Source organism: Mycobacterium sp. IDUB_9 (genome assembly GCF_055419505.1).
The window spans coordinates 697,943-719,678 of the sequence record NZ_JBVAXU010000001.1 but is presented as its reverse complement, the minus strand read 5'-3'; the positions used below and the strand labels follow the sequence as shown (position 1 = coordinate 719,678).

General features: G+C 65.3%; 21 protein-coding genes. 9 read left to right on the top strand and 12 right to left on the bottom strand.

Going from position 1 to position 21,736, the window contains the following annotated elements; all coding sequences use genetic code 11:
• Positions 1–6: 6 nt before the first annotated feature.
• A complete protein-coding gene (locus tag ACZY08_RS03500) occupies positions 7–2,205 on the bottom strand; it encodes an acyl-CoA dehydrogenase (RefSeq protein ID WP_463743200.1) in 2,199 nt (732 codons plus the stop codon).
• 124 nt (positions 2,206–2,329) lie between these two features.
• On the opposite strand from ACZY08_RS03500, the gene ACZY08_RS03495 reads away from it, so the two are divergent.
• The 4 genes from ACZY08_RS03495 (at position 2,330) to ACZY08_RS03480 (ending at position 6,902) form a co-directional block, all read left to right on the top strand.
• A complete protein-coding gene (locus tag ACZY08_RS03495; protein WP_463743199.1) occupies positions 2,330–3,556 on the top strand; it encodes an alpha/beta hydrolase fold domain-containing protein in 1,227 nt (408 codons plus the stop codon).
• Between the two features lie 27 nt (positions 3,557–3,583).
• Positions 3,584–5,002: a WS/DGAT/MGAT family O-acyltransferase gene (locus ACZY08_RS03490; protein ID WP_463743198.1), complete on the top strand. Its 1,419-nt coding sequence runs from the start codon at positions 3,584–3,586 to the stop codon at positions 5,000–5,002.
• A gap of 125 nt (positions 5,003–5,127) precedes the next feature.
• Entirely contained in the window at positions 5,128–5,316 is a 189-nt protein-coding gene (locus ACZY08_RS03485; protein ID WP_463743197.1) for a ferredoxin, read from the top strand.
• Between the two features lie 77 nt (positions 5,317–5,393).
• Entirely contained in the window at positions 5,394–6,902 is a 1,509-nt protein-coding gene (locus tag ACZY08_RS03480; RefSeq protein WP_463743196.1) for a GMC family oxidoreductase, read from the top strand.
• A gap of 29 nt (positions 6,903–6,931) precedes the next feature.
• On the opposite strand, the gene ACZY08_RS03475 is transcribed toward ACZY08_RS03480, so the two are convergent.
• Entirely contained in the window at positions 6,932–7,813 is an 882-nt protein-coding gene (locus ACZY08_RS03475) for a LysR family transcriptional regulator (RefSeq protein ID WP_463744133.1), read from the bottom strand.
• Positions 7,814–7,922: 109 nt separating this feature from the next.
• On the opposite strand from ACZY08_RS03475, the gene ACZY08_RS03470 reads away from it, so the two are divergent.
• Both ACZY08_RS03470 and ACZY08_RS03465 read left to right on the top strand, forming a co-directional pair.
• The gene (locus tag ACZY08_RS03470) at positions 7,923–8,360 is read left to right on the top strand and encodes a cupin domain-containing protein (protein ID WP_463743195.1); all 438 of its coding nucleotides are present in this window, start codon (positions 7,923–7,925) and stop codon (positions 8,358–8,360) included.
• The gene (locus ACZY08_RS03465; RefSeq protein WP_463743194.1) at positions 8,357–9,280 is read left to right on the top strand and encodes an NADP-dependent oxidoreductase; all 924 of its coding nucleotides are present in this window, start codon (positions 8,357–8,359) and stop codon (positions 9,278–9,280) included. The genes ACZY08_RS03470 and ACZY08_RS03465 overlap by 4 nt, the downstream gene beginning before the upstream one ends.
• Positions 9,281–9,285: 5 nt before the next feature.
• Here the strand turns inward: ACZY08_RS03465 and ACZY08_RS03460 are convergent, their stop codons facing one another.
• From ACZY08_RS03460 to ACZY08_RS03440, 5 genes are read right to left on the bottom strand one after another with little or no spacing between them, the layout of a single operon-like run.
• Positions 9,286–10,131, bottom strand: coding sequence for a TauD/TfdA dioxygenase family protein (locus ACZY08_RS03460; protein ID WP_463743193.1), 846 nt, complete (start codon positions 10,129–10,131; stop codon positions 9,286–9,288).
• 28 nt (positions 10,132–10,159) lie between these two features.
• Entirely contained in the window at positions 10,160–10,495 is a 336-nt protein-coding gene (locus tag ACZY08_RS03455; RefSeq protein ID WP_463743192.1) for a hypothetical protein, read from the bottom strand.
• Positions 10,492–11,766, bottom strand: coding sequence for an aromatic ring-hydroxylating oxygenase subunit alpha (locus tag ACZY08_RS03450; protein ID WP_463743191.1), 1,275 nt, complete (start codon positions 11,764–11,766; stop codon positions 10,492–10,494). Before ACZY08_RS03450 ends, ACZY08_RS03455 begins: the two co-directional genes overlap by 4 nt.
• A 55-nt stretch (positions 11,767–11,821) precedes the next feature.
• A complete protein-coding gene (locus tag ACZY08_RS03445) occupies positions 11,822–12,580 on the bottom strand; it encodes an SDR family NAD(P)-dependent oxidoreductase (protein WP_463743190.1) in 759 nt (252 codons plus the stop codon).
• The gene (locus ACZY08_RS03440) at positions 12,573–13,649 is read right to left on the bottom strand and encodes a 2Fe-2S iron-sulfur cluster-binding protein (RefSeq protein WP_463743189.1); all 1,077 of its coding nucleotides are present in this window, start codon (positions 13,647–13,649) and stop codon (positions 12,573–12,575) included. Before ACZY08_RS03440 ends, ACZY08_RS03445 begins: the two co-directional genes overlap by 8 nt.
• 168 nt (positions 13,650–13,817) lie before the next feature.
• On the opposite strand from ACZY08_RS03440, the gene ACZY08_RS03435 reads away from it, so the two are divergent.
• Positions 13,818–14,915, top strand: a complete 1,098-nt coding sequence (locus ACZY08_RS03435) for a fatty acid desaturase family protein (protein WP_463743188.1) — start codon at positions 13,818–13,820, stop codon at positions 14,913–14,915.
• Positions 14,916–14,949: 34 nt separating this feature from the next.
• On the opposite strand, the gene ACZY08_RS03430 is transcribed toward ACZY08_RS03435, so the two are convergent.
• From ACZY08_RS03430 to ACZY08_RS03415, 4 genes are read right to left on the bottom strand one after another with little or no spacing between them, the layout of a single operon-like run.
• Positions 14,950–15,402: a MarR family winged helix-turn-helix transcriptional regulator gene (locus ACZY08_RS03430; protein WP_463743187.1), complete on the bottom strand. Its 453-nt coding sequence runs from the start codon at positions 15,400–15,402 to the stop codon at positions 14,950–14,952.
• 24 nt (positions 15,403–15,426) lie between these two features.
• Positions 15,427–16,722, bottom strand: coding sequence for a metal-dependent hydrolase family protein (locus tag ACZY08_RS03425; RefSeq protein WP_463743186.1), 1,296 nt, complete (start codon positions 16,720–16,722; stop codon positions 15,427–15,429).
• Positions 16,719–17,048, bottom strand: a complete 330-nt coding sequence (locus tag ACZY08_RS03420) for a hypothetical protein (RefSeq protein WP_463743185.1) — start codon at positions 17,046–17,048, stop codon at positions 16,719–16,721. The genes ACZY08_RS03425 and ACZY08_RS03420 overlap by 4 nt, the downstream gene beginning before the upstream one ends.
• Positions 17,049–17,052: 4 nt before the next feature.
• Positions 17,053–18,318 (bottom strand): aromatic ring-hydroxylating oxygenase subunit alpha, encoded by a 1,266-nt coding sequence (locus ACZY08_RS03415; protein ID WP_463743184.1) that lies wholly within the window; start codon positions 18,316–18,318, stop codon positions 17,053–17,055.
• Between the two features lie 145 nt (positions 18,319–18,463).
• Between ACZY08_RS03415 and ACZY08_RS03410 the strand changes: the two genes are divergently transcribed.
• On the top strand, positions 18,464–19,924 hold the full coding sequence (locus tag ACZY08_RS03410) for an aldehyde dehydrogenase (RefSeq protein ID WP_463743183.1): 1,461 nt from the start codon (positions 18,464–18,466) through the stop codon (positions 19,922–19,924).
• 10 nt (positions 19,925–19,934) lie between these two features.
• Positions 19,935–21,080 (top strand): amidohydrolase family protein, encoded by a 1,146-nt coding sequence (locus ACZY08_RS03405; protein ID WP_463743182.1) that lies wholly within the window; start codon positions 19,935–19,937, stop codon positions 21,078–21,080.
• A 2-nt stretch (positions 21,081–21,082) separates the two neighbouring features.
• Here the strand turns inward: ACZY08_RS03405 and ACZY08_RS03400 are convergent, their stop codons facing one another.
• Positions 21,083–21,685, bottom strand: coding sequence for a TetR/AcrR family transcriptional regulator (locus ACZY08_RS03400; protein ID WP_463743181.1), 603 nt, complete (start codon positions 21,683–21,685; stop codon positions 21,083–21,085).
• Positions 21,686–21,736 lie beyond the last annotated feature (51 nt).

Below are 21,736 nucleotides of genomic sequence, written 5' to 3'. Positions count from 1 at the left end.
CGCCGGCTACTTCAGCAGCGGGTCGCGGGGCAGGCCGAGGATGCGCTCGGCGATGGTGTTGCGGGTGATCTCGGAGGTCCCGCCGGCGATGGTCATGGCGCGATTGCCGAGATAGGCCCGGGTCAGCTTCTGCGTCTGGCCGGTGACGCCGGCCGAGCCCACGAGATCCATACCCAGCTCGGTCAGGTGCTGGGAATGCTCGGCCACCAGCAGCTTGGTCACGTTGCCCTCGGGACCTGGCTCGGCGCCGGCGATGGCGCGGCTGACCCGGCGCAGATTCAGCAGGCGCAACGTGTGCCCGACGGCGATCACCTCGCCGGCGCGGCGCGCGTAACGGGCCCCGTCGGGATCGGCGTCGATCAGGGCCACCAGCTCGTCGGCGTCGAATCCGGTCGGTGCCGCAGAACCGCCGCCGATCGAGATGCGCTCGTTGCCCAAGGTCGCACGCGCGACGAGCCAGCCGCGGTTGACATCGCCCACCACATCGGCATCGGGAACGAATACGTCGTCGAAGAACACCTCGTTGAAGTGTGCGTCGCCGGTGAGACCTCGTAGCGGATTCACCGTCACCCCAGGGGCTTTCATGTCGATCGCCATCATGGTGACCCCGGCGTGCTTGGGCGCGTCGGGGTCGGTGCGCACGGTGGCCAAGCCCCACTGACAGTGCTGAGCCAGGCTGGTCCACACCTTCTGGCCGGTGACCCGCCAGCCGCCGTCGACCTTCTTGGCCGCGGTGCGCACCGCGGCGGCATCCGAACCCGCGCCCGGCTCGGAGAACAGCTGGCACCACATGACCTGCCCGCGCAGGACGGGCTCCACCCAGCGCTCGCGCTGATCGTCGGTGCCGGCCTGGGCGATGGTCAGGGTCACCCAACCGGTGATCCCCATGTCTGCGCGCTCGACGTGTGCCGATTCCCCGGTCGCTTCGCTCCTGCCCGCCGGACCGAACTCTTCCTCGATCACCAACTGCTCCAACACATCAGCTGCGCGGCCGTAGGGCTTTGGCCAGTGCGGCACCAGGTAGCCCGAGTCCACCAGGTAGTCGCGACGCTGGTCCTCGGGCAGCCCGAGGACGGCGGCCGCGGCGTCGCGCGCGTCCTGCCGGTACCGCTCGGCCTCTGCGGGGAGTGCGAAGGAGGCTCCGTTGGCCTGGCCGCTGCGTTGGCCGTCGACGACGTCGATCAGTGGATCGGCGCCGTCGCCGAGCACCGCGGCCAGGGTGCGGGCGCGACGCAGGTAGAGATGTGCGTCGTGCTCCCAGGTGAAGCCGATGCCGCCGTGCAACTGAATGTTGTTCTCGGCGTTGAAGACAACCGCGCGGATTGCATGCGACGAGGCCACCGCGGCGGCGAACCACGCGCCGTCGAGGTTGTCGGCGCGGGCAGCGTCCCACACCGCGGCGGTCGTCTGTTCGGCGTCGACGAGCATGTTGGCCGCGTGGTGTTTGACGGCCTGGAATGTGCCGATGGTGCGACCGAACTGCTCGCGCACCTTCGCGTACTCGACGGCCATGTCGAGTGCGGCCCATGACACTCCGACGGCCTCCGCCGAGGCGAGGATGCGGAACACCGTGCGGGCCGGGCGTGCGGCGCCGCGCAGTATCCGGCTTTCGTCGATGGCGACGGCCCGCAGATCCACCGCGCCGATGCTGCGGGTCGTGTCGAGGGAATCTTGTGCGGTGACGGTGATCCCGTCGGCCGTGGCATCCACGATGACGATGTCGTCCCCGGCGGCCAGCACGAGCACCTGCGCGTCGGGTGCGCCGAGCACCGCGCGGGCCTGCCCGCCGAGCAGGCCGTCGTCACCGATACTCACCGAGCCGGCCAGGCCGAGTGCCCCCACTGTCGCACCGCCGGCGAGGCCCGGAAGAAGTTCGGCCCGAACGGAATCCGGTGCGTAGCGGTCGATGACCACCGAGGCGGAAACGGTCGGCAGGAACGGTCCTGGGCACAGTTCGCGCCCGGCGACCTCAACTACAACCGCGAGTTCGGGCAGGCTGAATCCCGAGCCGCCGTATTCCTCGGAGAGGGCCAGCCCGTTCCAGCCGAGGCCGGCACCGGCTGACCAGATCTCGTCGGGGTAGCTGCCCGCCATCTCCAGGGTGGCGCGTGCGGCTGCGCGGCTGCCGAGCCTGTTCAGCTGGCCGAGTGCAGCGTCGGCGAGATCCTGGTGCTCTTCGGTGATGGCCAGCGCAGACTTAGTCATGGTTAGCGAAGCTAACGGGGGTTGCGTGGATAAGTCGATGTGAGCCAGGTCACATTTGGACGTCGGGTGAACAAGTCGGCGAAGTTGTCGCCGTAGTCAATACGCTGCGGGGTACGCTCGCGCAATGACGGCACGACCGGATAACCGGTACCCCGCACCGACGCTCGCTGATCGAGCCAGATGGTTGCTGCACGCCAAGCCCGCCGACCATATGCTGGCACTCAGTGTGGCATCGACTTCGCTGCCAGTGGTGGGCAAGCACCTGGAACCGCTCGGTGCCCTGACCGCCATGAGTGTGTGGGGGTTCCGTCACCTGCCCGAATTCATCACCTCCTCGGCGAAGTCCTGGCTCACGCCGGACAACGGCGAGTTACGGCAGGCGGAGCGGGAGCAGACCAACACGGTCGCCCAGGAAGCTCTGCGCGGCGTGGTCTCGCCGGCTGACCTTGCCGTCGACTGGCCGGCCCCGGACAGCATGCCGCCGTTGTGGCACACCATGGAGTACCGGCGCGACGTGTACCGGACCTCGGTGCGCTACGGCGACGACCCGGCCCAGCTGCTCGATGTGTGGCGGCCCGCTGAACTTCCCAGCTCTGCCCCGGCTCCCGTGCTGCTGTTCGTGCCGGGCGGCGCCTGGGTGCACGGCGGCCGGATCCTGCAGGGCTACGCGCTGTTGTCACATCTGGCGCAGCAGGGTTGGGTGTGCCTGTCGATTGACTACCGGGTGGCCCCGCATCATCGTTGGCCGCGGCACATCACCGACGTCAAGGCCGCAATCGCCTGGGCGCGGGCCAATGTCGACAAGTTCGGCGGCGACCGCAATTTCGTCGCCGTCGCGGGCTGCTCGGCCGGCGGTCACCTCGCCGCGCTGGCCGGGCTCACCCCGAACGACCCGGATCTGCAGGGGGATCTGCCGGACGGGGCCGACACGTCGGTCGATGCCGTGGTCGGCATCTACGGGCGCTACGACTGGGAGGACCGCTCCACCGAGGAGCGGACCCGGTTCGTCGACTTCCTGGAACGGATCGTGGTGGGCCGCAAGCTCGATCGCCATCCGGAGATCTTCCGGCAGGCCTCACCGATTGCTCAGATCCATCCAGATGCGCCGCCGTTCCTGGTTATCCACGGCACCGGCGACAGCGTCATCCCGGTGGCGCAGGCCCGCAGTTTCGTCGACAAACTCAAGGCTGTGTCACGGGCAGTGGTGAGCTACATCGAGCTGCCCGGCGCCGGACATGCCTTCGATATGACAGATGGGGCCAGAACCGGGCCGATGGCTACGGCAATTGGCTTGTTCCTCAACCAGATTCACCGAAACCGGGCGATTGACGAGGCTAAAGCAGTCATCTAGACGTATCCACACCTGGGGAGGGACACCGTGAAACGGTTGAGTGGGTGGGACGCGTTCCTGTTGTACACAGAGACGCCCAACGTGCACATGCACACATTGAAGATCGCGGTCATCGCGCTTGAAGGCATGGGTGAGCGGACTTTCGGGATCGACGAGTTCCGGGAGGTGATCCGCGGACGGCTGCACATGCTCGACCCGTTCCGCTACCAACTCGTCGACATCCCCTTCAAGTTCCATCACCCGATGTGGCGCGAGAACTGCGACGTCGACCTGGACTACCACGTCCGGCCGTGGCGGGTACGCGCGCCGGGCGGGCGCCGTGAACTCGACGAGGCCATCGGCGAGATCGGCAGCACCTCGCTGGACCGCAGCCGGCCGCTGTGGGAGATGTACTTCGTCGAAGGTCTGGCGAATGGGCGGATCGCGGTGGTCGGCAAGATTCACCACGCACTGGCTGACGGTGTCGCGTCGGCGAATCTGTTGGCCCGCGGCATGGACCTGCGCGACGGCCCGCAGCGCGACGACGATTCGTATGCCACCGATCCGGCGCCCACCAAGACCGAACTGGTGCGCTCGGCGTTCGCCGATCACATGCGCCAACTCGGCCGGTTGCCCGCGACCGTCCGTTACACAACCCAGGGCTTGGGTCGGGTCCGGCGCAGCCACCGCAAGCTGTCGCCCGAGCTGACCCGCCCCTTCACGCCGCCGCCCAGCTTCATGAACCACATTCTCGATGAGAAGCGCCTGTTCGCCACGGCCACACTGGCTTTGGCGGATGTCAAGGAGACGAGCAAGGCGCTCGGGGTGACGATCAACGACCTGGTGCTGGCAATGTCGTCGGGGGCGCTGCGCACGCTGTCCCTCAAATATGACGGCCAGGCCGACCACCCGCTGCTGGCCTCGGTGCCGATGAGCTTCGACTTCTCACCCGATCGCATCTCGGGCAACCGGTTCAGCGGCGTATTGGTGGAGTTGCCGGTGGATGTCGCTGATACGGCCGAGCGGGTTCGCCGGGCGCATGATGCCGCAGCCCTGGCCAAGGAAAGCCACCAGTTGGTCGGCCCCGAACTGATCGCGCGGTGGGCCGCCTACATGCCGCCGGCGCCCGTCGAGGCGATGTTCAAATGGCTGTCCCATCAGGACGGTCAGAACAAGGTGCTCAACCTCAACATCTCGAACGTCCCGGGGCCGCGGGAGCGCGGCAAGGTCGGCGGTGCCACCGTCACCGAGATCTATTCGGTGGGGCCGATCACGACCGGCAGCGGGTTGAACATCACGGTGTGGAGTTATGTCGACCAGCTCAACATCTCGGTGCTCTCCGACGACGCCACGGTCGATGATCCGCATGAGGTCACCGACGGCATGGTCGAGGAGTTCCGCGAGATCCGTAGGGTCGCAGGGCTTTCGGACAAGCTGACGGTGGTCGAGTCCGCAATGCCGCAGTAGCCTCTCGCGCGAACAGACGCATAGGTACCCGTAACGGCAGTTTTCGGGTACTTACGTGTCTGCTCGTCGGATGAGCGGTATCATTTCTACAAGAAGAACTTGGGTAAACTCCGCTGGAGGTTACCGTGCGCGTCGAAGTCGACCTCGATCGCTGTGAAGGCAATGCCGTCTGCGAGAAGCTCGCACCGCAGCTGTTTCAACTCGATGAGGACGACTACTCGGTGGTCCAACTGGACCCGGTCCCGGCTGAGTTGGAAGAACTCGCCGCTCTTGCGATAGAGGAATGTCCGCGGGCCGCACTTCGGCGCGGCTAGCCAGGTGCTGAATCTGTCTGTCGGCCAAATGGTGGATCCGCCCGCGCATCCCGGGAGAACTGGTTAGCCTCCGTTCCATGCCTGCCGCCGACGTTGCCGACTTCATCGTCGTCGGTGCCGGGTCGGCCGGATCGATCGTGGCGTCAAAGCTGGCGTCGGCAGGTGCGGACGTGGTGCTGGTCGAGGCCGGAGGCACGGATCGTCGACCGGACGTCCGGGTCCCCACCGGGATTGCCTCGCTCTACCTGACTGCCAACTGGAAACACCAGTGCGCACCCGATCCGAGCAAGGGTGACGTCGTCGAGCACTTCCCTGGCGGCCGCATCATCGGCGGTAGCGGGTCGATCAACGCCATGGTCTATGTGCGCGGTCGTGCCGCGGACTACGACGGCTGGGCCGAGGCTGGATGCCATGGCTGGTCGTTCGATCAGGTTCTGCCGCATTTCAAGGCAATCGAGAACTGGATCGGTGGAGCCGACGAATATCGCGGCGACGCCGGGCCGATTTCGGTGTCGTGGTGTGGGCACCGCCACGAGGTTGACGAAGCGTTCATCGCTGCCGCCACCGAGGCCGGACATGATCTCAACCCGGACCAGAACGGCCTGTCACAACTGGGCGTGTCCCGAACTCAGGTCAACCAACGTCGAGGCCTGCGGGTTTCCTCGGCGCGTGGCTTCCTTCGATCACTGCCGCGAGATCGACGGCCGCGACTGCTCGCCAGGACGACAGTGTCGAAGGTCCTCGTCGAGAACGGTCGAGCCGTCGGCATCGAATGCCGGGGACGCAAACTTCTTGCCCGCCAAGAAGTTATCTTGAGTGCAGGCGCCATTGGCTCGCCGGCGTTGCTGATGCGCTCGGGAATCGGGCCATCGGGCACCACACTCGAACTTCCCGGCGTCGGTGAGAACTTCCAGGACCACCTGGTAGGTACTCAATTCTGGGCGTCGAAGGTGCCCACCGCAAATACACTCGGTGCGGTCGGGGCGCTGAAGGGCATTCGTTCCTTGCTGATGCACGGTGACGGCCTACTCACGATGTCGCCTTTCGAAGCCCAGATCTTCACCGATGACTTCCAAATCGCGGTCAGCCCCATACATTACGAACTCAATGCCAGCACTGGCCGGACGGCGATCGAGCGTGTCGACGGGTTCACGGTTTACACCGTGCTCATGCATCCTCAGGCCAGGGGCCGGGTCGGACTGTGCGACGGGAAAGCCCGGATCGAATTCCAGCGTTTGGGCGACGGTGACGACGTCGATCGGCTACGCAAGGGAATGAGTCTGGCCCGTGATGTCGTCGAGGGAGGGTCGGCGATGAAAGGCGTTGCCGGCGCGTACCTCAACCCCGGCGAGCAGGATCGTGCGTGGCTGGCCCGGCGGGAAACCAGCATCGGCCACGCCGTTGGAACCTGCCGGATGGGCACCGATGACGCGTCGGTCGTGGACTCCGAATTACGGGTACACGGCATCGACGGACTCCGCGTCATCGATGCGTCCGTCATGCCGACTTTGACTTCGGGCAACACCAACGCGCCGACGATGATGATCGCCCACCGCGCTGCCGATCTCGTGCTGCACGGCGCCTGACCCGACCCTTACCCTGCGCGCCGACCAGGTCAGACGGAGGCGAGGAGAAATTCTGCCAGTTTGGTGCTGGCAGGCCCGAGCCGCGACTGTTCGGCCGAAGCGAGGTAGATGTCCCACATGATTGCCGGTCGTATCTCGACGGCGCGAAGGTCTGGATAGCGGGCGGCTTCACTGGCGGGCATGACGATGGTCCCGAGGCCGTGTCGGACCAGACGGCCGGCGATCGAGTACTCGAGGGCCACCTCGTGCGACACCCGCGCCGTCACACCGGCCGCTGCGAACGCGGCATCGACGAGACGTCTGAGCCCGAATTCGGACGGAAAACCGATCAGATCCTCATCGCAGAGCTCGGTGACTTCTACAGCACTGCGGTGTGCGAGCGGATGATCGGTACGGCAGACGAACACCATCGGCTCCTGGCACAGCAACTGCATCTGAACGCGGGCGGGGAACCGGTCGGGGGCCGACACAAGAGCCAGATCGAGTGATCCGTCGGTGATCGCCGAGAGATAGGCCATGGAGCCAATTTGGCTCTGCCGCAACCTGATGCGGACAAGCGGATAATCGCGGTGAAAGTCGCCCAGCACCTTCGGCACGTCGAGAGTGCCGAATGAGATCAGCGACCCGAGGTCGACCGTTCCGGTCAGCTCCCCGTGGTACGCGCTCACCGCATCCTTTGCCAGCCGCGCGGTCTGGACCACCTGGCGGGCGTGCTCGCGGAACAACTCTCCTGCAGGCGTGATTCTGATTTGGTGTTTGGAGCGGTCGAACAGTTCCACGCCGAGTTCCTTCTCCAGTTTCGCCACCGCCGTGGACAGGGCCGACTGGACAACATGCGTCTGGTTCGCGGCTCGGGAGAAGCTCATTTCGCTGGCGACCGCGATGAAGTACTCAAGCTGGCGAAGTTCCATGTTCGGAGTATCGCGCTTCGCGATAGAGATGATCAATATTGTTCGTTGGACTTGATGGACCAGCGTTGGTCTGATGGACGGACGACGGTTCGAACGAAGGAAATGAACAATGCTGGCTGCAGGCAACGTCACGGTCAACGACCTTCTGTGCGTCACCCCGCCGCGGATACCCGATGGTGCGCATGCGATGACGCAGATCATCGAGCTCCCGCCGGCCGACCCCGGGGTACAACCGCACCGCCACTCGGGACCGGTCTTCGGTTATGTCCTTGAGGGTTCGATCCTGTTCGAGCTGGAGGGTGAGGAGCCCAGGAAAATTGTTGCGGGCGGGGCGTTCTGGGAACCAGGCGGGGATGTGGTCCACTACCAGGCCGCCAATCTGGAGCCGCACCACCGCAGTGTGTTCCTGGCGGTCTGCATCTGTGCACCAGGCGTCGACATGATCACCATGCTGGATCCCGAGGAGATCAAGACCCGCGAGCACCTGCGTCATCCGAGCGCACGTCAAATGACGATCGGCTCAACGGGAAACGAGGAACAACCGTGAAAGCAGTAATCACCGGTGACCGCGCAGCGGGCGTGGCCGGATTGGCGCTGTCGGAGATTCCGTATCCGCATGCGGCCGAGAATGACGTCGTCGTCCAGGTGCACGCGGCCGCGTTCACACCTGGCGAGCTGGATTGGCCGGGAACGTGGGTCGATCGCGCGGGGCGGGACAGAACGCCTACCGTACCGGGGCACGAAGTCTCCGGAACGGTTGTCGAACTTGGCTATGGCACAACGGGTGTGACGATCGGCCAGCGGGTCTTCGGGGTCACCGACTGGGCCCGCAACGGCACACTCGCGGAGTACGTAGCCGTCGAAGCGCGCAATCTTGCGCCGCTTTCGGCCGATGTCGACCACACTGTTGCGGCCGCAATTCCTATCTCCGGCCTGACGGCTTGGCAGGGTTTGTTCGACCACGGGCACCTGGCTGCTGGGCAGACCGTGCTGATCCACGGGGTCGCGGGCGCTGTCGGGTCGATCGCGGCGCAGCTGGCGCGAGCCCAGGGGGCCCGGGTGATCGCCACTGGGCGAGCCGCGCAGCAGGACACCGCGCTCGCTCTCGGTGTCGACACGTTCGTAGAGCTCGAAGCCGGGTGGACAGAAGCCGTCGGTCAGGTCGACGTGGTCTTCGACGTGATCGGCGGTGAGATTTTGGATCGTTCAGCACAGGTGGTGCGGCCGGGCGGCATCCTGGTCACCATCGCCGAACCGCCGCGGGTCCAGCCGGCGGACGCACGAGCGGTCTTCTTCGTCGTCGAACCGGACCGGGACCAGCTTGTCACGCTGGAGCGCAAACTCCGCAGGGGCCGGCTGCGGCCGTCCGTCGGCACGGTACTTCCGCTCTCAGATGCACTGTCGGCATTCGATCCGGCAAAACGCGTCGCGGGTAAGACCATCATCAGGGTCGTCGACGGCAGCTGAAGGGGCTACTGGATCGGCTCGTCTCCGAGCACGGTGGTGCGCAGCATATGGCGGGGGGAGTTGGGCTCGTAGGGCGCGGCGCGGTGCAGGACGCCCTGGTTGTCCCAGATGACGGTGTCGCCGACCGACCACTTGTGGCTGTACACCTTGTCTGCGGTAGTGGCGTGGGCGAGGAGTTCGGCGAGGAGGGCTCGGCCCTCGTCGCGGTCCATGCCGACGATGTAGTCCGCCGAAGCGCCCAGTACCAACGACTTTCGCCCGTTGCGGTGCGTCCACACCAGCGGGTTCTCGTGGGTCGGCCGGGCCTGCCAACGGCTCAGCTGATCGGCGGTCGGATCCGGATAGACCCGTCGCTGTGAGGCTTCCAGGGAGTGGACCACCCGCAGCGTGCGGTAGCGCTCCTTCTCGGCCTCACCGAGCGAGTCGTAGGCCGCGTAGGTGTTGGCGAACTCGGTCTCACCGCCCCGCGCGGCGACTTCGAGGGCGGACAGCACGGTGGCTTTCTGCGGGCATTCGTCGTGCATGGGAGTGCAGCCGTCGATATGCCAGTCGAACGTCGCCTTGAGGTATTCGGCCGCCTTGTTCTTCGACTTGTCCAAGGTGATCGGATAGATGCCCGATACCGGGTGGTGGCCGTCGGCCGAGCGGTCGATCTCGCCCAGGCGCTGTGAGAAAGCCACTTGGGCTTCGGGATTCAGGTGCAGGCCGTGGAAAACCAGTACCCCGTTGTCTTCCAGTGCGTCCAGCACCGCAGCTCCCAGGCTGTCGTCGGTGCCCAGGCGTTCCGGGTCGACGCCGACAACCTCGGCGCCCACCGAAGCGGTCAGCTTGTTGATGGTCAACACACTCATCGGTGTGTCCTTTCGTGTTCGGTGCCGGTTATGGCCGTGGGTCTCCGGTGCGGATCATGACTGCGTCGGCGGCGTCGATCGGGGCGGGATGGTGCATGATCTCCACCGACATCGAGACCATGATCAGCGAATAGATCATGTGCAGCAGGTTGAGCGCATCGTCGGGAACGTCGTCGAGCGGAAACTTGTCGCAGTACTCGATCGCCTCTTCGAGCCGTGGGAAGAAGGCATCGTAGAACTGGTGCATTTCAGGCATGGTGCTGGCCATGCGGCGGTCCCAGCGTTCGGTTTCTGATGGCAGACACCAGGTTTCGGCATACGGCTCAAGTTCGGCGAAGGCGCTCGGCAGTCGGGCGGATGTCATCGGGATGCTCCTGCCGGCGTGCGTTCACGCTGGTAGGCATCGACCCAGTCGACGGCCACCTTGTGCAGGTGACGCACCAGGATTTCCTGATCGTTGAGCGGGAAGTCGTCGATGACGTCGTACTCCAGTGCGGCCTGCGTGCCGCCGAGCATGCCGGCATCCTGCAGGGCGAACTCCTTGAGCACCACAGCGGCCACCTCGTGTTCGATGCGTTCGCGCACCGTGCGGGCCGGGTGGAAGTAGGTGAACGCCTCGAACCGGTGGGTGTTGTGCGAGGTGGGCCAGTAGCGGTACAGCAGGTACCAGCCGCCATAGATCAGGATCTCCAGGTTGGGAAAGATCTGAAAGTTGCTGATGCCCCACGGCTCGATGTTTCCCGGGTTGAGACCGTGCATCGGTAGGTCGCCGATGTCGGGGGTGCGCCACGGACCCACCAGCCCGCTCTGGGTGGCCCGCTCGATCGGATACATGTACTCCGGTGCGAGTAACCAGCGCCGGGTGCCGGCGGTCGAGACGAGCCGGTGCGGACCGTCGAGTTGGAAATGCCCACAGGTGAATCCGGCGTTGGGCTCCCGGACCTCCGGTGGCACCTGCTGGGTGTGCAGCGACGGTACGTGGTAGTACTCCTGGAAGGCGTCGGCGAAGATTTTCCAGTTGCTGTTGTTGTGGGCCACCCAGTCGTAGCGCTCGGTGAGCTTGCCGAACGGGTAGTCGTCGAGTGCGGTGACCATGGGGCCCAGGAACTCGCGCAGGCTTTGGCGCGGCTCGCGGTCGAAGTTGACGAACACGAATCCGGCCCACACGTCGCAGTGCACGGGGACCAGGCCGTAGTCTGCGGTATCCAGACCGGCGAAGTCGTCCGCATCGGGTAGCGATATCAGCTTTCCGTCGAGACCGTAACGCCACCCACAGCGTCGGCATTCGAACTCGTCTCCGGTGCTGCGTAATTCGGTCGCACGGAAGTCTGCCGGTACCAGAGTGTGTCCGCGTCTGCGGCACAGGTTGTGGTAGGCCCGAATGTCGCCGTCGTGGTCTTTCACCAGGAGCAGCGATGCCTCGGCGGCCTCCACCTGGCGGGTGATGTAACTGCCGACCTCGGGAGTCTCCTCGACCCGGCTGATGTTGAGCCAGGCCCGCTTGAAGACAGCCTCCCGCTCCAGAGCGTAGAACTCGGGAGAAATGGAATCCCGGAACGGTATCGGCCCGGTTCCCAGGTCCGGATAGTGCTCGGTCCAGGATCCCTCGACCGGCTTGGGCCACTTGGTTGCCATGCGAACCTCCGTGTGACTAGTGGGTTTTGGGACTGTTCGGGGCGGCCACGCGCCGCTACATCACCGCGCCGCCATTGACCCCGAGGGTCTGTCCGGTGATGAAACCGGCCTCCTCGGAGCACAGGAACCCCACGGCGGCAGCGATATCCGCTCCTGTGCCGAGCCGGCCGAGCGGAATGTTGGCGGCGATCGTCTCATTGGGCGGCAGGTAGCCCGCGGCCTGTGACTGGTGCTGCATAGGGGTCTCGATACCTGACGGCGGGATGTTGTTCACGGTGATGCCGTGCGCGGCGTACTCGCGGGCCAGCGATTTCGTCAGGGTCAGGAGGGCGCCTTTCGATGCGGCGTAGTGGGCCGCGAACGGTGTACCGCGCTGGGCGCTCGATGAGGAGATCATGACGATGCGTCCCCACCCGGCGTCGATCATGTCCGGCAGGGCCACCTGGCAACAGCGGAACGTCCCGCTCAGGTTCACCTCGAGCATCTGTGCCCAGGACTGCTCGGTGATCTCGGCGAATGGGGCGTACCCGAACATCCCCGCGCTGGTCACCAAGATGCCGACCGGCCCGAGTTCACTGCGGACCTTGCCGAAGGCCTCTTCCACCGCGGCGCGATCGGTGATGTCGGCGCCGACCGCGAAGGCGGTGACGCCGGCTGATTGCAGATCATCGGTAACACGTTGAGCAGCAGTGGAATTCACGTCGAGTACGGCGACGTGATGGCCGCGCCGGCCCAACTCGTGGCAGGTCGCCTCACCCATGCCCGATCCTCCGCCGGTCACCACGGCGACCCTGTTCACGCTGGCTTTACTCATAGACCACCCTCACTGTGCGGCTGGTGGGAAGTGCTTGGCACGTCACCACCCAGCCTTCGGCAACTTCGTCGTCGTCGAGGGCGTCGTTGTTGAGCATGCGTGCGCTGCCCTCGACCACATGAGCCATACATGTTCCGCACGAACCGGTTTCGCAGGATGACGGAGCCTTGAGGCCGGCCAGGCGTGCGGTCTGCAGCAGGGTATTGCCGGCGCGGTAGGGCGCGGTAACGGTACTGCGGCCGAGTTCGATCGTCACCTCTTCGGTGACCACGGGTTCGGCAGGATCGGGAGGCGGGATCGCGGCGACGCTGAACCGCTCCAGATGCACCTGCTGTTTGGGGATCCCGGCGTCGAGGAGGACCCGCTCGACAGTGTCCATGAACGGCGCGGGACCGCACACGTAGTAGTCGGCATGAGCGCGAGCTTCGTCTTGCGGTCCGGCACTGCCGATGAAGTCGGCGATGCTTTGGGGTGAGACGACGCCGTCGAGATCGTCGAGATGGTGGTGCACGTCGACGCGACCGCTGTAGGCGTCGGTCAGGTCGGCCAATGCCTCCCGGAAGATCACCGAGTCGAGATTGCGGTTGGCGTAGAACAGCCGGGCGTTACGGGTGGTGGCGGCCAATGCCGAATGCACCAACGAGAACACCGGCGTGATGCCGCTGCCGCCGGCGAAGGTGACGACATCGCGTTCGGTGGCGGTGAGAACGAAGCGCCCCTCGGGCGGTGCGATGTGCAGTACGTCACCGACGGTTGCGGTGTCGTTGATCCAGTTGGAGACCAGGCCGTCACGATCGCGCTTGACGGTGATCCGGAGATCGGACTCGACGGCCGGTGATGAGGACATGGAATAGCACCGGCGGTGTTCGGCACCGTCGATCGTCACCCGCAGGGTGACGAACTGGCCCGCCAGGTAGCCGAATCTTCCCTTGCTCGGCTCGGGGACGTCGAGCACCAGCGATAAGGCATCGGCGGTCTCCTGGACCACCTGCTTGATCCGCACGGGCGTGAACCCGTCGGCGTCGATTACGTCGTCGGGTTCCGTGCGGGGTGTCGTCGATGTCTCCATCGGGGCCAACAATATCAAGTACTTGTCATTAATCTCAAGTGCTAGATATCGACGGCGGTGTGGGAAACCTCGATTACCTGTCGCCAGGGACGAGCCTCTAGGCTGCGGGCTGACCCTCGCGGTGGCCCGGATTGCACCGCTCCAACGCTGCACCCCGAGGACACCTTGATGGCGATCGCCGACGTTCCCAGCTACCTGCATCTCAGTAGCGCGGACGTCGAAGAGATCGCGTTTGAGCTCGACGTGCTCCGTCGTGACATCGAGGACTCGCTCGGAGCGACGGACGCGGCGTATATCCGGCGGGTGATCCATTTCCAGCGGGCACTCGACGTCGCGGCGCGTCTGGTGATCACCGGCAGCCGGTCGAAGAAGGGCTGGCTGCTGGGCACGTGCGCGCTGGCGTACGCGAAGTCCATCGAGAACATGGAGCTCGGCCACAACATCTCCCACGGCCAGTGGGACTGGATGAACGACCCTGAGATCCACTCCAACACCTGGGAGTGGGACATGGTCGGGCATTCCGCGCAGTGGCGGTACTCGCACAACTACCGGCACCACGTCTACAGCAATGTGCTCGGCATGGACGAGGACATCGGCTATCGCCTGCTGCGGGTGACACCCGACCAGCCCTGGCGCTGGTGGTACCTGGTGACCCCGGTGCGAAACCTGGTGTTGGCAGCGATGTTCGAATGGGGCATCGCCCTGCACGGGCTGCACTCGGAGCGTCTCCGGCTGGACTCGCCGGACGCTGTTGCGGTCGAGAAACGGAAGTTCTTCGGCAAGGCCGCCCGTCAGTTGGCCAAGGACTATGTGTTCCTGCCCGCCCTGAGCCTGCGCCGGTGGCGCCGAACCCTGGCGGCAAACCTCACCGCGAATGTGCTCCGGAACCTGTGGGTGTACGTGAACATCATCTGCGGGCACATCCCCGACGGCACCGAGACCTTCGACCCGGCGGTGGTCGAGGACGAGACCAAAGGCGAGTGGTACCTGCGGCAAATGCTCGGGACCGCGAACTTCAACGCGAGCCCGCTGCTGGCGATCTCGGGCGGTCACCTGTGCTACCAGATCGAGCATCACCTGTTCCCCGACCTGCCGAGCAACCGCCTTCCACAGGTCAGTGCTCGCGTACGGGAACTGTGCGAGAAGTACGACCTGCCTTACAACACGGCATCGCTTCCGCGCCAGTACTTCCGGACGCAACGGATCATCCACGGGTTGTCGTTTCCCGACGGGCTGCGCAGCATCGGCCGGCGCCGCCGCAAATAGGCCTGCCTGCTCGCCCCGTCGGGAGGCGGAGATTTCACGGGTCGATGTGGTCAGACTGCGGCGTGTGGCCGGTGCCCTGTTCGATCACCCGGCGGAGGAGTGCCTTCAGCTGCTCCTGCTCGTCGTCACTGAGTACACCGAACACCCGCTCATGGGCCGCGACGGCATCGGCGACGACGGCAGAGGCCACCGCCCGACCTTCATCGGTGAGGAAGACCTGCAGGATGCGCCCGTGCTGAGGGTCCTGTTTGCGCTCGACCAGGCCCCGCTTCTCCAACGCGGTGAGCGCGAGTTGCACGCCCTGCGGGGTGATCAGCAGCCGACGGGCCAACTCGGCGCCGGACAGCCCGGGCTGATTGGTCAACTGGCGCAGGACACCGATCTGGGCAGTGGTGACGCCGTGTTCCTTGACCGACTCGTTGACTTCGGTGAGCGAGAAATAAAACGCCTGTTTGAGCCACCACAAGGTGTTCTCGTTCAGATCCATCCTCGTTCTCCTGCCACACGCGCCTCAACCCGACGCTAGCGCACCGGGCCTTCCGTGCCTGACGATCCTGCCGTCCTTCATCACGAACCGGACGTCGAGAGTTGTCGCGATGTCGGTGCTGGGGTCCCCCGCGACGGCGATGACGTCGGCCAGATAACCCGGGGCCAGCTGCCCCAGCTCGTCGGCGGCATCGACCAGCTGTGCGGCCACCAGCGTCGCGGCCTGCAACGCCTGCATCGGGGTCATGCCGCGTTCGACGAGTGCACACAACTCCTTGGCGTTCTCGCCGTGCGGCACGGCTGGGGCGTCGGTGCCGCAGGCGATGCGAACTCCGGCGGCAATAGCTTTGGGCAGCATGGCTTTTGCGCGCGGGAACACTTCGAGTGCCTTCTTGCGCAGCTCGGGTGCGATGCGGTCGATCGCCATGGCGTCGGTGAGGTAGGTCGTGGACACCAGGAACGTGCCGTGGTCGACCATCATCTGGATTGTCTCGTCGCTGGCCAGGAATCCGTGTTCGATGCAGTCGATGCCGGCCCGGATACAGGCCTGGATGGCGGTGTCCCCGACAGCGTGGGCAGCGACTTTGACTCCGGCGCGGTGCGCCTCGTCGGCGATGGCCTCGAATTCGGCATCGGAGTACTGCTGGGCGCCCGGCGCGGTGCTGTGGGACATCACGCCGCCGGAGGCAGAGACCTTGATCAGCTTGGCGCCGTGGCGGATCTGGTACCGCACGCACGCGATGACATCCGGTACCCCGTTGGCTATGCCCTCGGCGACCGACAGCGGCATGACGCCCGGTGCCAGTCGCTGGAACACCGTGGGATCGAGATGCCCGCCGTAGGGAGTGACGGCGTGGCCGGCCGGATAGATGCGGGGCCCCTGGTGCCAGCCTTGGTCGATCGCGCGCTGCAGTGCGACGTCGAGCAGGTAGCCGCCGGTCTTGACCATCAGGCCCAGGTTGCGGACAGTGGTGAACCCGGCGTCCAGTGTGGTGCGGGCGTTCACCGCGCCGCGCAGTGTGCGGTACGCAGGGTCGTCCTGGACGCCGTGCATCGGTGTCGGCAGTCCGCCGGGATTACCCGGACCGCCGATCAGCAGGTTGAGCTCCATGTCCATCAGCCCGGGCAGCAGGGTGGCGTCGCCGAGGTCGACGACGGTGGCCGAATCCGGCAGCGGCCCTTCGGGATTGATCGAAGCGATGCGGTTGCCCTCGATGACCACGACCGCCGGGGACCGGACCTGGCCGCCTGCCACGTCCACCCAACGGGCGGCGCGAAGGACTGTCTTCGGGACTTCGGCCGCGGTCTCGCCTTGCGTCATGGAACCGGCTCGACGACGCAGTCCAACGATGTCGCACCGGAATCGGGTACCCGTGGCTGCTTCCAGCACTCCACCGGGAAGGACACCATCACCATCGAATACAGCAGGTGCATGAGGTTGAGCACGTCCTCGGGCATGTCATCGAGACTGAACTTGTCGCAGTAGCTGATCGCCTCCTCCGCGCGGGGCGTGATCGCGTCGTAGAAGGCCTGCATCTCGGTCATCGTGCTGTCCATCCGCTTGCCGTAACGCTGTGGCTCACTGGACAGACACCAGTCCGAAAACCGTTCGAGGTCGGCGAATTCGGCCGGCAGTTTCGTACTCATGGGGTCACACTCCCGCGGTCTTGCGCTGGTAGTCGTCGATCCACGCCGCGGTCTCCTTGTGCAGGTGCCGAAGCAGGATCTCCTGATCGCACAGCAGGAACTCGTCGACCACCCGGGTCTCGATCGAACTCTGGGTGGCCTCCAGGGTGTTGGCGTCCTGTAGGCCGTACTCCTTGAAGGAGACGGCGGCCAACTCCTGGCCCAGCCGCTCCCGCGGCGTGCGCGGCTGCGGGAAGTACAGCGTGCACTCGAAGGTGTGCGTGTTGAACGAGGTGGGCCAGTAGTGGTAGGTCAGATACCAGCCCTGGCCCCAGAACAACACAACGAAGTTGGGGAACAACTGGAACGAGTCCAACCCCCACGGATCGCATTTGGCCGGGTTGAGGCCCACCGGCATCTCGCCGAGATCCGGTTTCTCCCATGGGCCGAAAAGTCCACTCTGACAGATGTCCTCGATGGGCTTGCGCATCTCGTCGGGCATCTCCCAGGCCCGCACACCGGACGTGCTCACCAACCGGTGCGGCCCTTCGATCCGGTAGTGCGGTGCCTCGAAACCGGACTCCGCGGCGGCCTTCGAGTAGGCGGTGGGGGATTGGTTCGCGTGCAGGATCGGTGCGTGGTAGAACTCCTGGAAGGCATCCATGTAGAGCTTCCAATTCGCCTTCACCTCAGAGCGATAGGTGAAACGCGAGGTCATCTTGTCGAACGGGTAGCCCTCCAGATCGGTGATCATGGGGCCCAGGAATTCGCGGAGAGTTTGTTCGGGGATCTTGGCGAAGTTGACGAAGATGAACCCTTCCCACACCTCGCAGTGCACGGGAACCAGGCCGTAACGGCTCTTGTCCAGGTCGAAGAACTCGGCCTCCTGCTGGACGAAGTTGAGCTCACCGTCCAGGTCGTAACGCCAGGCGTGGTATTTGCAGGTGAACTGCCGGCACACCCCGCTGGTCTCCTCCAGCGGCATGTCGTCCCACACCAGCTTGTTGCCCCGGTGACGGCAGACGTTGTGGAAGGCCTTGATCTCCCCGGTCTTCCCGCGCACCAAGATGATCGAGGTGTTGGCGGCCTTCATCTCCCTCGTGAAGTAGCTGCCTTTGCGTGAAAGCTGTTCGACCCGGCCGACATTCAACCAGGCACGTTTGAAGATCGCCTTGCGCTCCAGTTCGTAGATCTCCGGACTGATCGAGTCTTCATACGACACCGGGCCGGTGCCGAGCTCGGGGTAGTGCTGAGTCCAGCTGCCTTCAGCCGGCTTGGGAAACCGAGCCATGCCCGCTCCTCTGAGATGTGATTCGACCGATGATGCCGACATGGGGCTGCACATGCCGGACAGGGCTTCAGGCTTGACGGTAGACGGCGGTTCCACCAATGACAAGTAGTTGATACTCTGGAAGTACCGACGCGGAAGGATCCGGATGGATCAGCATCTTGGGGAGTACCTCGGAATCGAGGCCGACTGGTCGCTCGACGGCGACCCCGCCCACGCCGTGGAGGTGATCTCCCCGCATACCGGGCAACCCATCGCGCGGGTGGCCGCGGCCGGGCCGGCCGAGGTGGACGCTGCCGTCGCGGCCGCTCGGGTGGCCGTCGACCAGGGGCCGTGGCCACGGCTCGACCCGGCGGAGCGCATCGCGACGGTGCGACGCCTCGCCGAGATCTACGCCGAACGACGCGGCGAGATGGCCCAACTGATCTCGGCCGAGATGGGTGCGCCGGTCACTTTCGCTCAACGCGCGCAGGTCGGGCTTCCGACGATGATGATGTCTGCGTTCTGCGACCTGGCCGAGACCTACGCGTGGCGCGAGACCCGCACCGGTTTCTTCGGATCGGACGTACGTATCCAGAAGCAACCGGTGGGCGTCGTCGCGGCCGTCGTGCCGTGGAACATGCCGCAGTTCCTGATCGTCACCAAGCTGGTGCCCGCGTTGCTGGCCGGCTGCGCGGTGGTACTCAAACCCGCGCCCGAATCCCCGTTGGATGCACTGCTGTTGAGCGACATGCTCAAAGAGATCGGCTTGCCCGAGGGCGTCGTCTCCGTCGTCCAGGGGGATGCTGCCGTCGGTGCCCACCTGGTGGGCCACGCGGGTGTCGACAAGGTTTCCTTCACCGGATCGAGTGCCGCGGGCCGGGCCGTCGCGGCGGCCGCCGCCGCCAACTTGACCAAGGTGAGCCTCGAGCTCGGGGGCAAGTCGGCGGCCATCATCCTCGACGACGCCGACCCGGCGACGGTCGCGGCCGGGGTACGGTCGGCCAGCCTGTCCAACAGCGGCCAGATCTGCAACGCACTGACCCGCATCGTCGTCCCGGCCTCCCGGGAGCAGGAGTTCGTCGACGCCCTGGCCGATCGGATGACGGCCCTGGTCGTGGGTGATCCCGCCGATCCGGCCACCGAACTGGGACCACTCGTGTCCCGACGGCAGCAGCAGCGCGTGCGCGACTACATCGAGCTCGGGCAGCGTGAGGGCGCCCGGCTGGCCTGCGGCGGCACCGGGTTGCCCGACGGCGTGGACACCGGCTGGTATGTCCGGCCCACGCTGTTCGCCGGCGCCGACAACTCGATGCGTATCGCCCGCGAGGAGATCTTCGGTCCGGTCCTCACGGTGATCGGGTACCGGGACGAGGACGAGGCAGTCGCGATTGCCAACGACTCCGACTACGGCCTGGCGGGCTCGGTGTGGACGGCCGATCCCGAGCGGGGGATCGGGATCGCCGAGCGTGTACAAACCGGCACTTTCGGGGTAAACCAGGGGTACACGATGGATCCGTTCGCACCGTTCGGCGGCGTCAAGGACAGCGGCTACGGCCGGGAACTCGGCCGTGAAGGACTCGATGGCTATCTCGAGACCAAGTCCATCGCCGTCGCGGCCACCCGGTGATCGAGAGGGAATGACGATGACCACCACCACTCCCAGGGCTCCCGCCGCCGAACGCATCGCGGTGCGATGCGTCGACTCCGACGTGCATCCCGTGCCCCGCCGGGGCGAGCTCGGTCAGTACATCCCCGAGCCGTGGCGGTCGAGATATTTCAACACCCACGATGTCGGCGATCTGATCTACTACGACGCTCCCGATTACGCGCATGCCTACGCGATGCGCACCGATGCCTTCCCGTCCGACGGCGAATTCGCCGGCAGCAACCCCGATCTCGCATTCCGGCAGCTGATCATGGAGGCCGGGGCGGATATCGCGGTCCTGGAACCCGCGGCATATTCGGCCCACATCCCCGAGGCCAACCATGTCATGAACTGCGCGCTCAACGACTGGCAGGCCAACCATTGGCTCGATAGCCATAACAACTGGCACGAGCGCTGGCGCGGGTCCATCTGCCTGGCGGTCGAGGCCCCGGAGTTGGGGGCACAGGAGATCGAGCGGTGGGCCGGCCATCCCTACATGGCGCAGATCCTGATCAAGGCCGAGCCGCGGCCCTCCTGGGGTGACCCGAAGTACGACCCGATCTGGGCTGCGGCGACCAAGCATGACATCACGGTCAGCTGCCATCTGTCCCGCGGCGAATACGACGAACTCCCGCTTCCGCCGGTCGGGTTGCCCAGCTACAACCACGACTTCATGGTCACGTACTCGCTGCTGGCGGCCAACCAGGTGATGAGCCTGATCTTCGACGGGGTCTTCGACCGCTTCCCGACGCTGCGGGTGGTGTTCGTCGAGCACGCGTTCACCTGGATCCTGCCGTTGATGTGGCGCATGGACGCCATCTACGCGGCACGCAAGGGCTGGATGGACATCAAGCGCAAGCCGAGTGAATACGTCAAGGACCACATCAAGTTCACCACCCAGCCGCTGGACTACCCCGAGGACAAGACCGAGCTGTCACGGGCCTTCGAGTGGATGGAGTGCGACAAGATCCTGCTGTTCTCCTCGGATTACCCGCACTGGACATTCGACGATCCCCGCTGGCTGGTCAAGCACCTGCCCGAGCACGCGCGGGAGAACATCATGTTCCGCAACGGGATTCAGACCTACAAGCTCCCTGAGACTGTTCCGGTGCTCGAAGGACAGGTGCGCGTCTTCTGACGTCAGGGCAGCTTGATCGCTGACACGTACATGTCGACGATCGGGCGGTAGAGGTCGACGTCGTCGAGTTCACTGCCCAGAACGACGGCGTCACTGGTCGCGATGAGCACCTGGGCGAACGTCTTGGGTGGGATGAGCAAGGTTCCGCCGAGTTGGTCGATGCCCTCGATGATGAACTTCGTCAGTGCGTCGACAACTTCGGATCGCTTGGCGGCGACACGTTCTCGCGCGTCGGGGTTGCGCAGCAGGTAGAGCATGAACTCGTGTCCGAGCGCGGCGTGCTCGGCGCCGCGGTCTTGGCTCAGCAGGCGCCATCGCCGTGCGATCTCATCGATTTCGCGTGTACCGACCTGGTTCGCGCTCGACATCACCTCGGCGAAGTTGTCGAAGTAGCGCCGCCAATAGCGATCGCTCACGGCCAGGAACAGGTCTTCCTTGGTCGAGAAGTGCTTGTAGATGGCGCCCTTGGTATATCCGGCGGCGCGCGCGATGTCATCGAGCGTGGCTGGTGCGAAGCCTTTTTCGGCGAATACCTCCTCCGCGGCATCGAGCAGCACCGAGCGGGTGTGCTCGAGTCTGCGTTCTCGGGTCCAGCGCTCCGCCATGGCAGAAAGTCTGCCACAGAATCTGAGCGACCTATTGGAATCTCAGATACC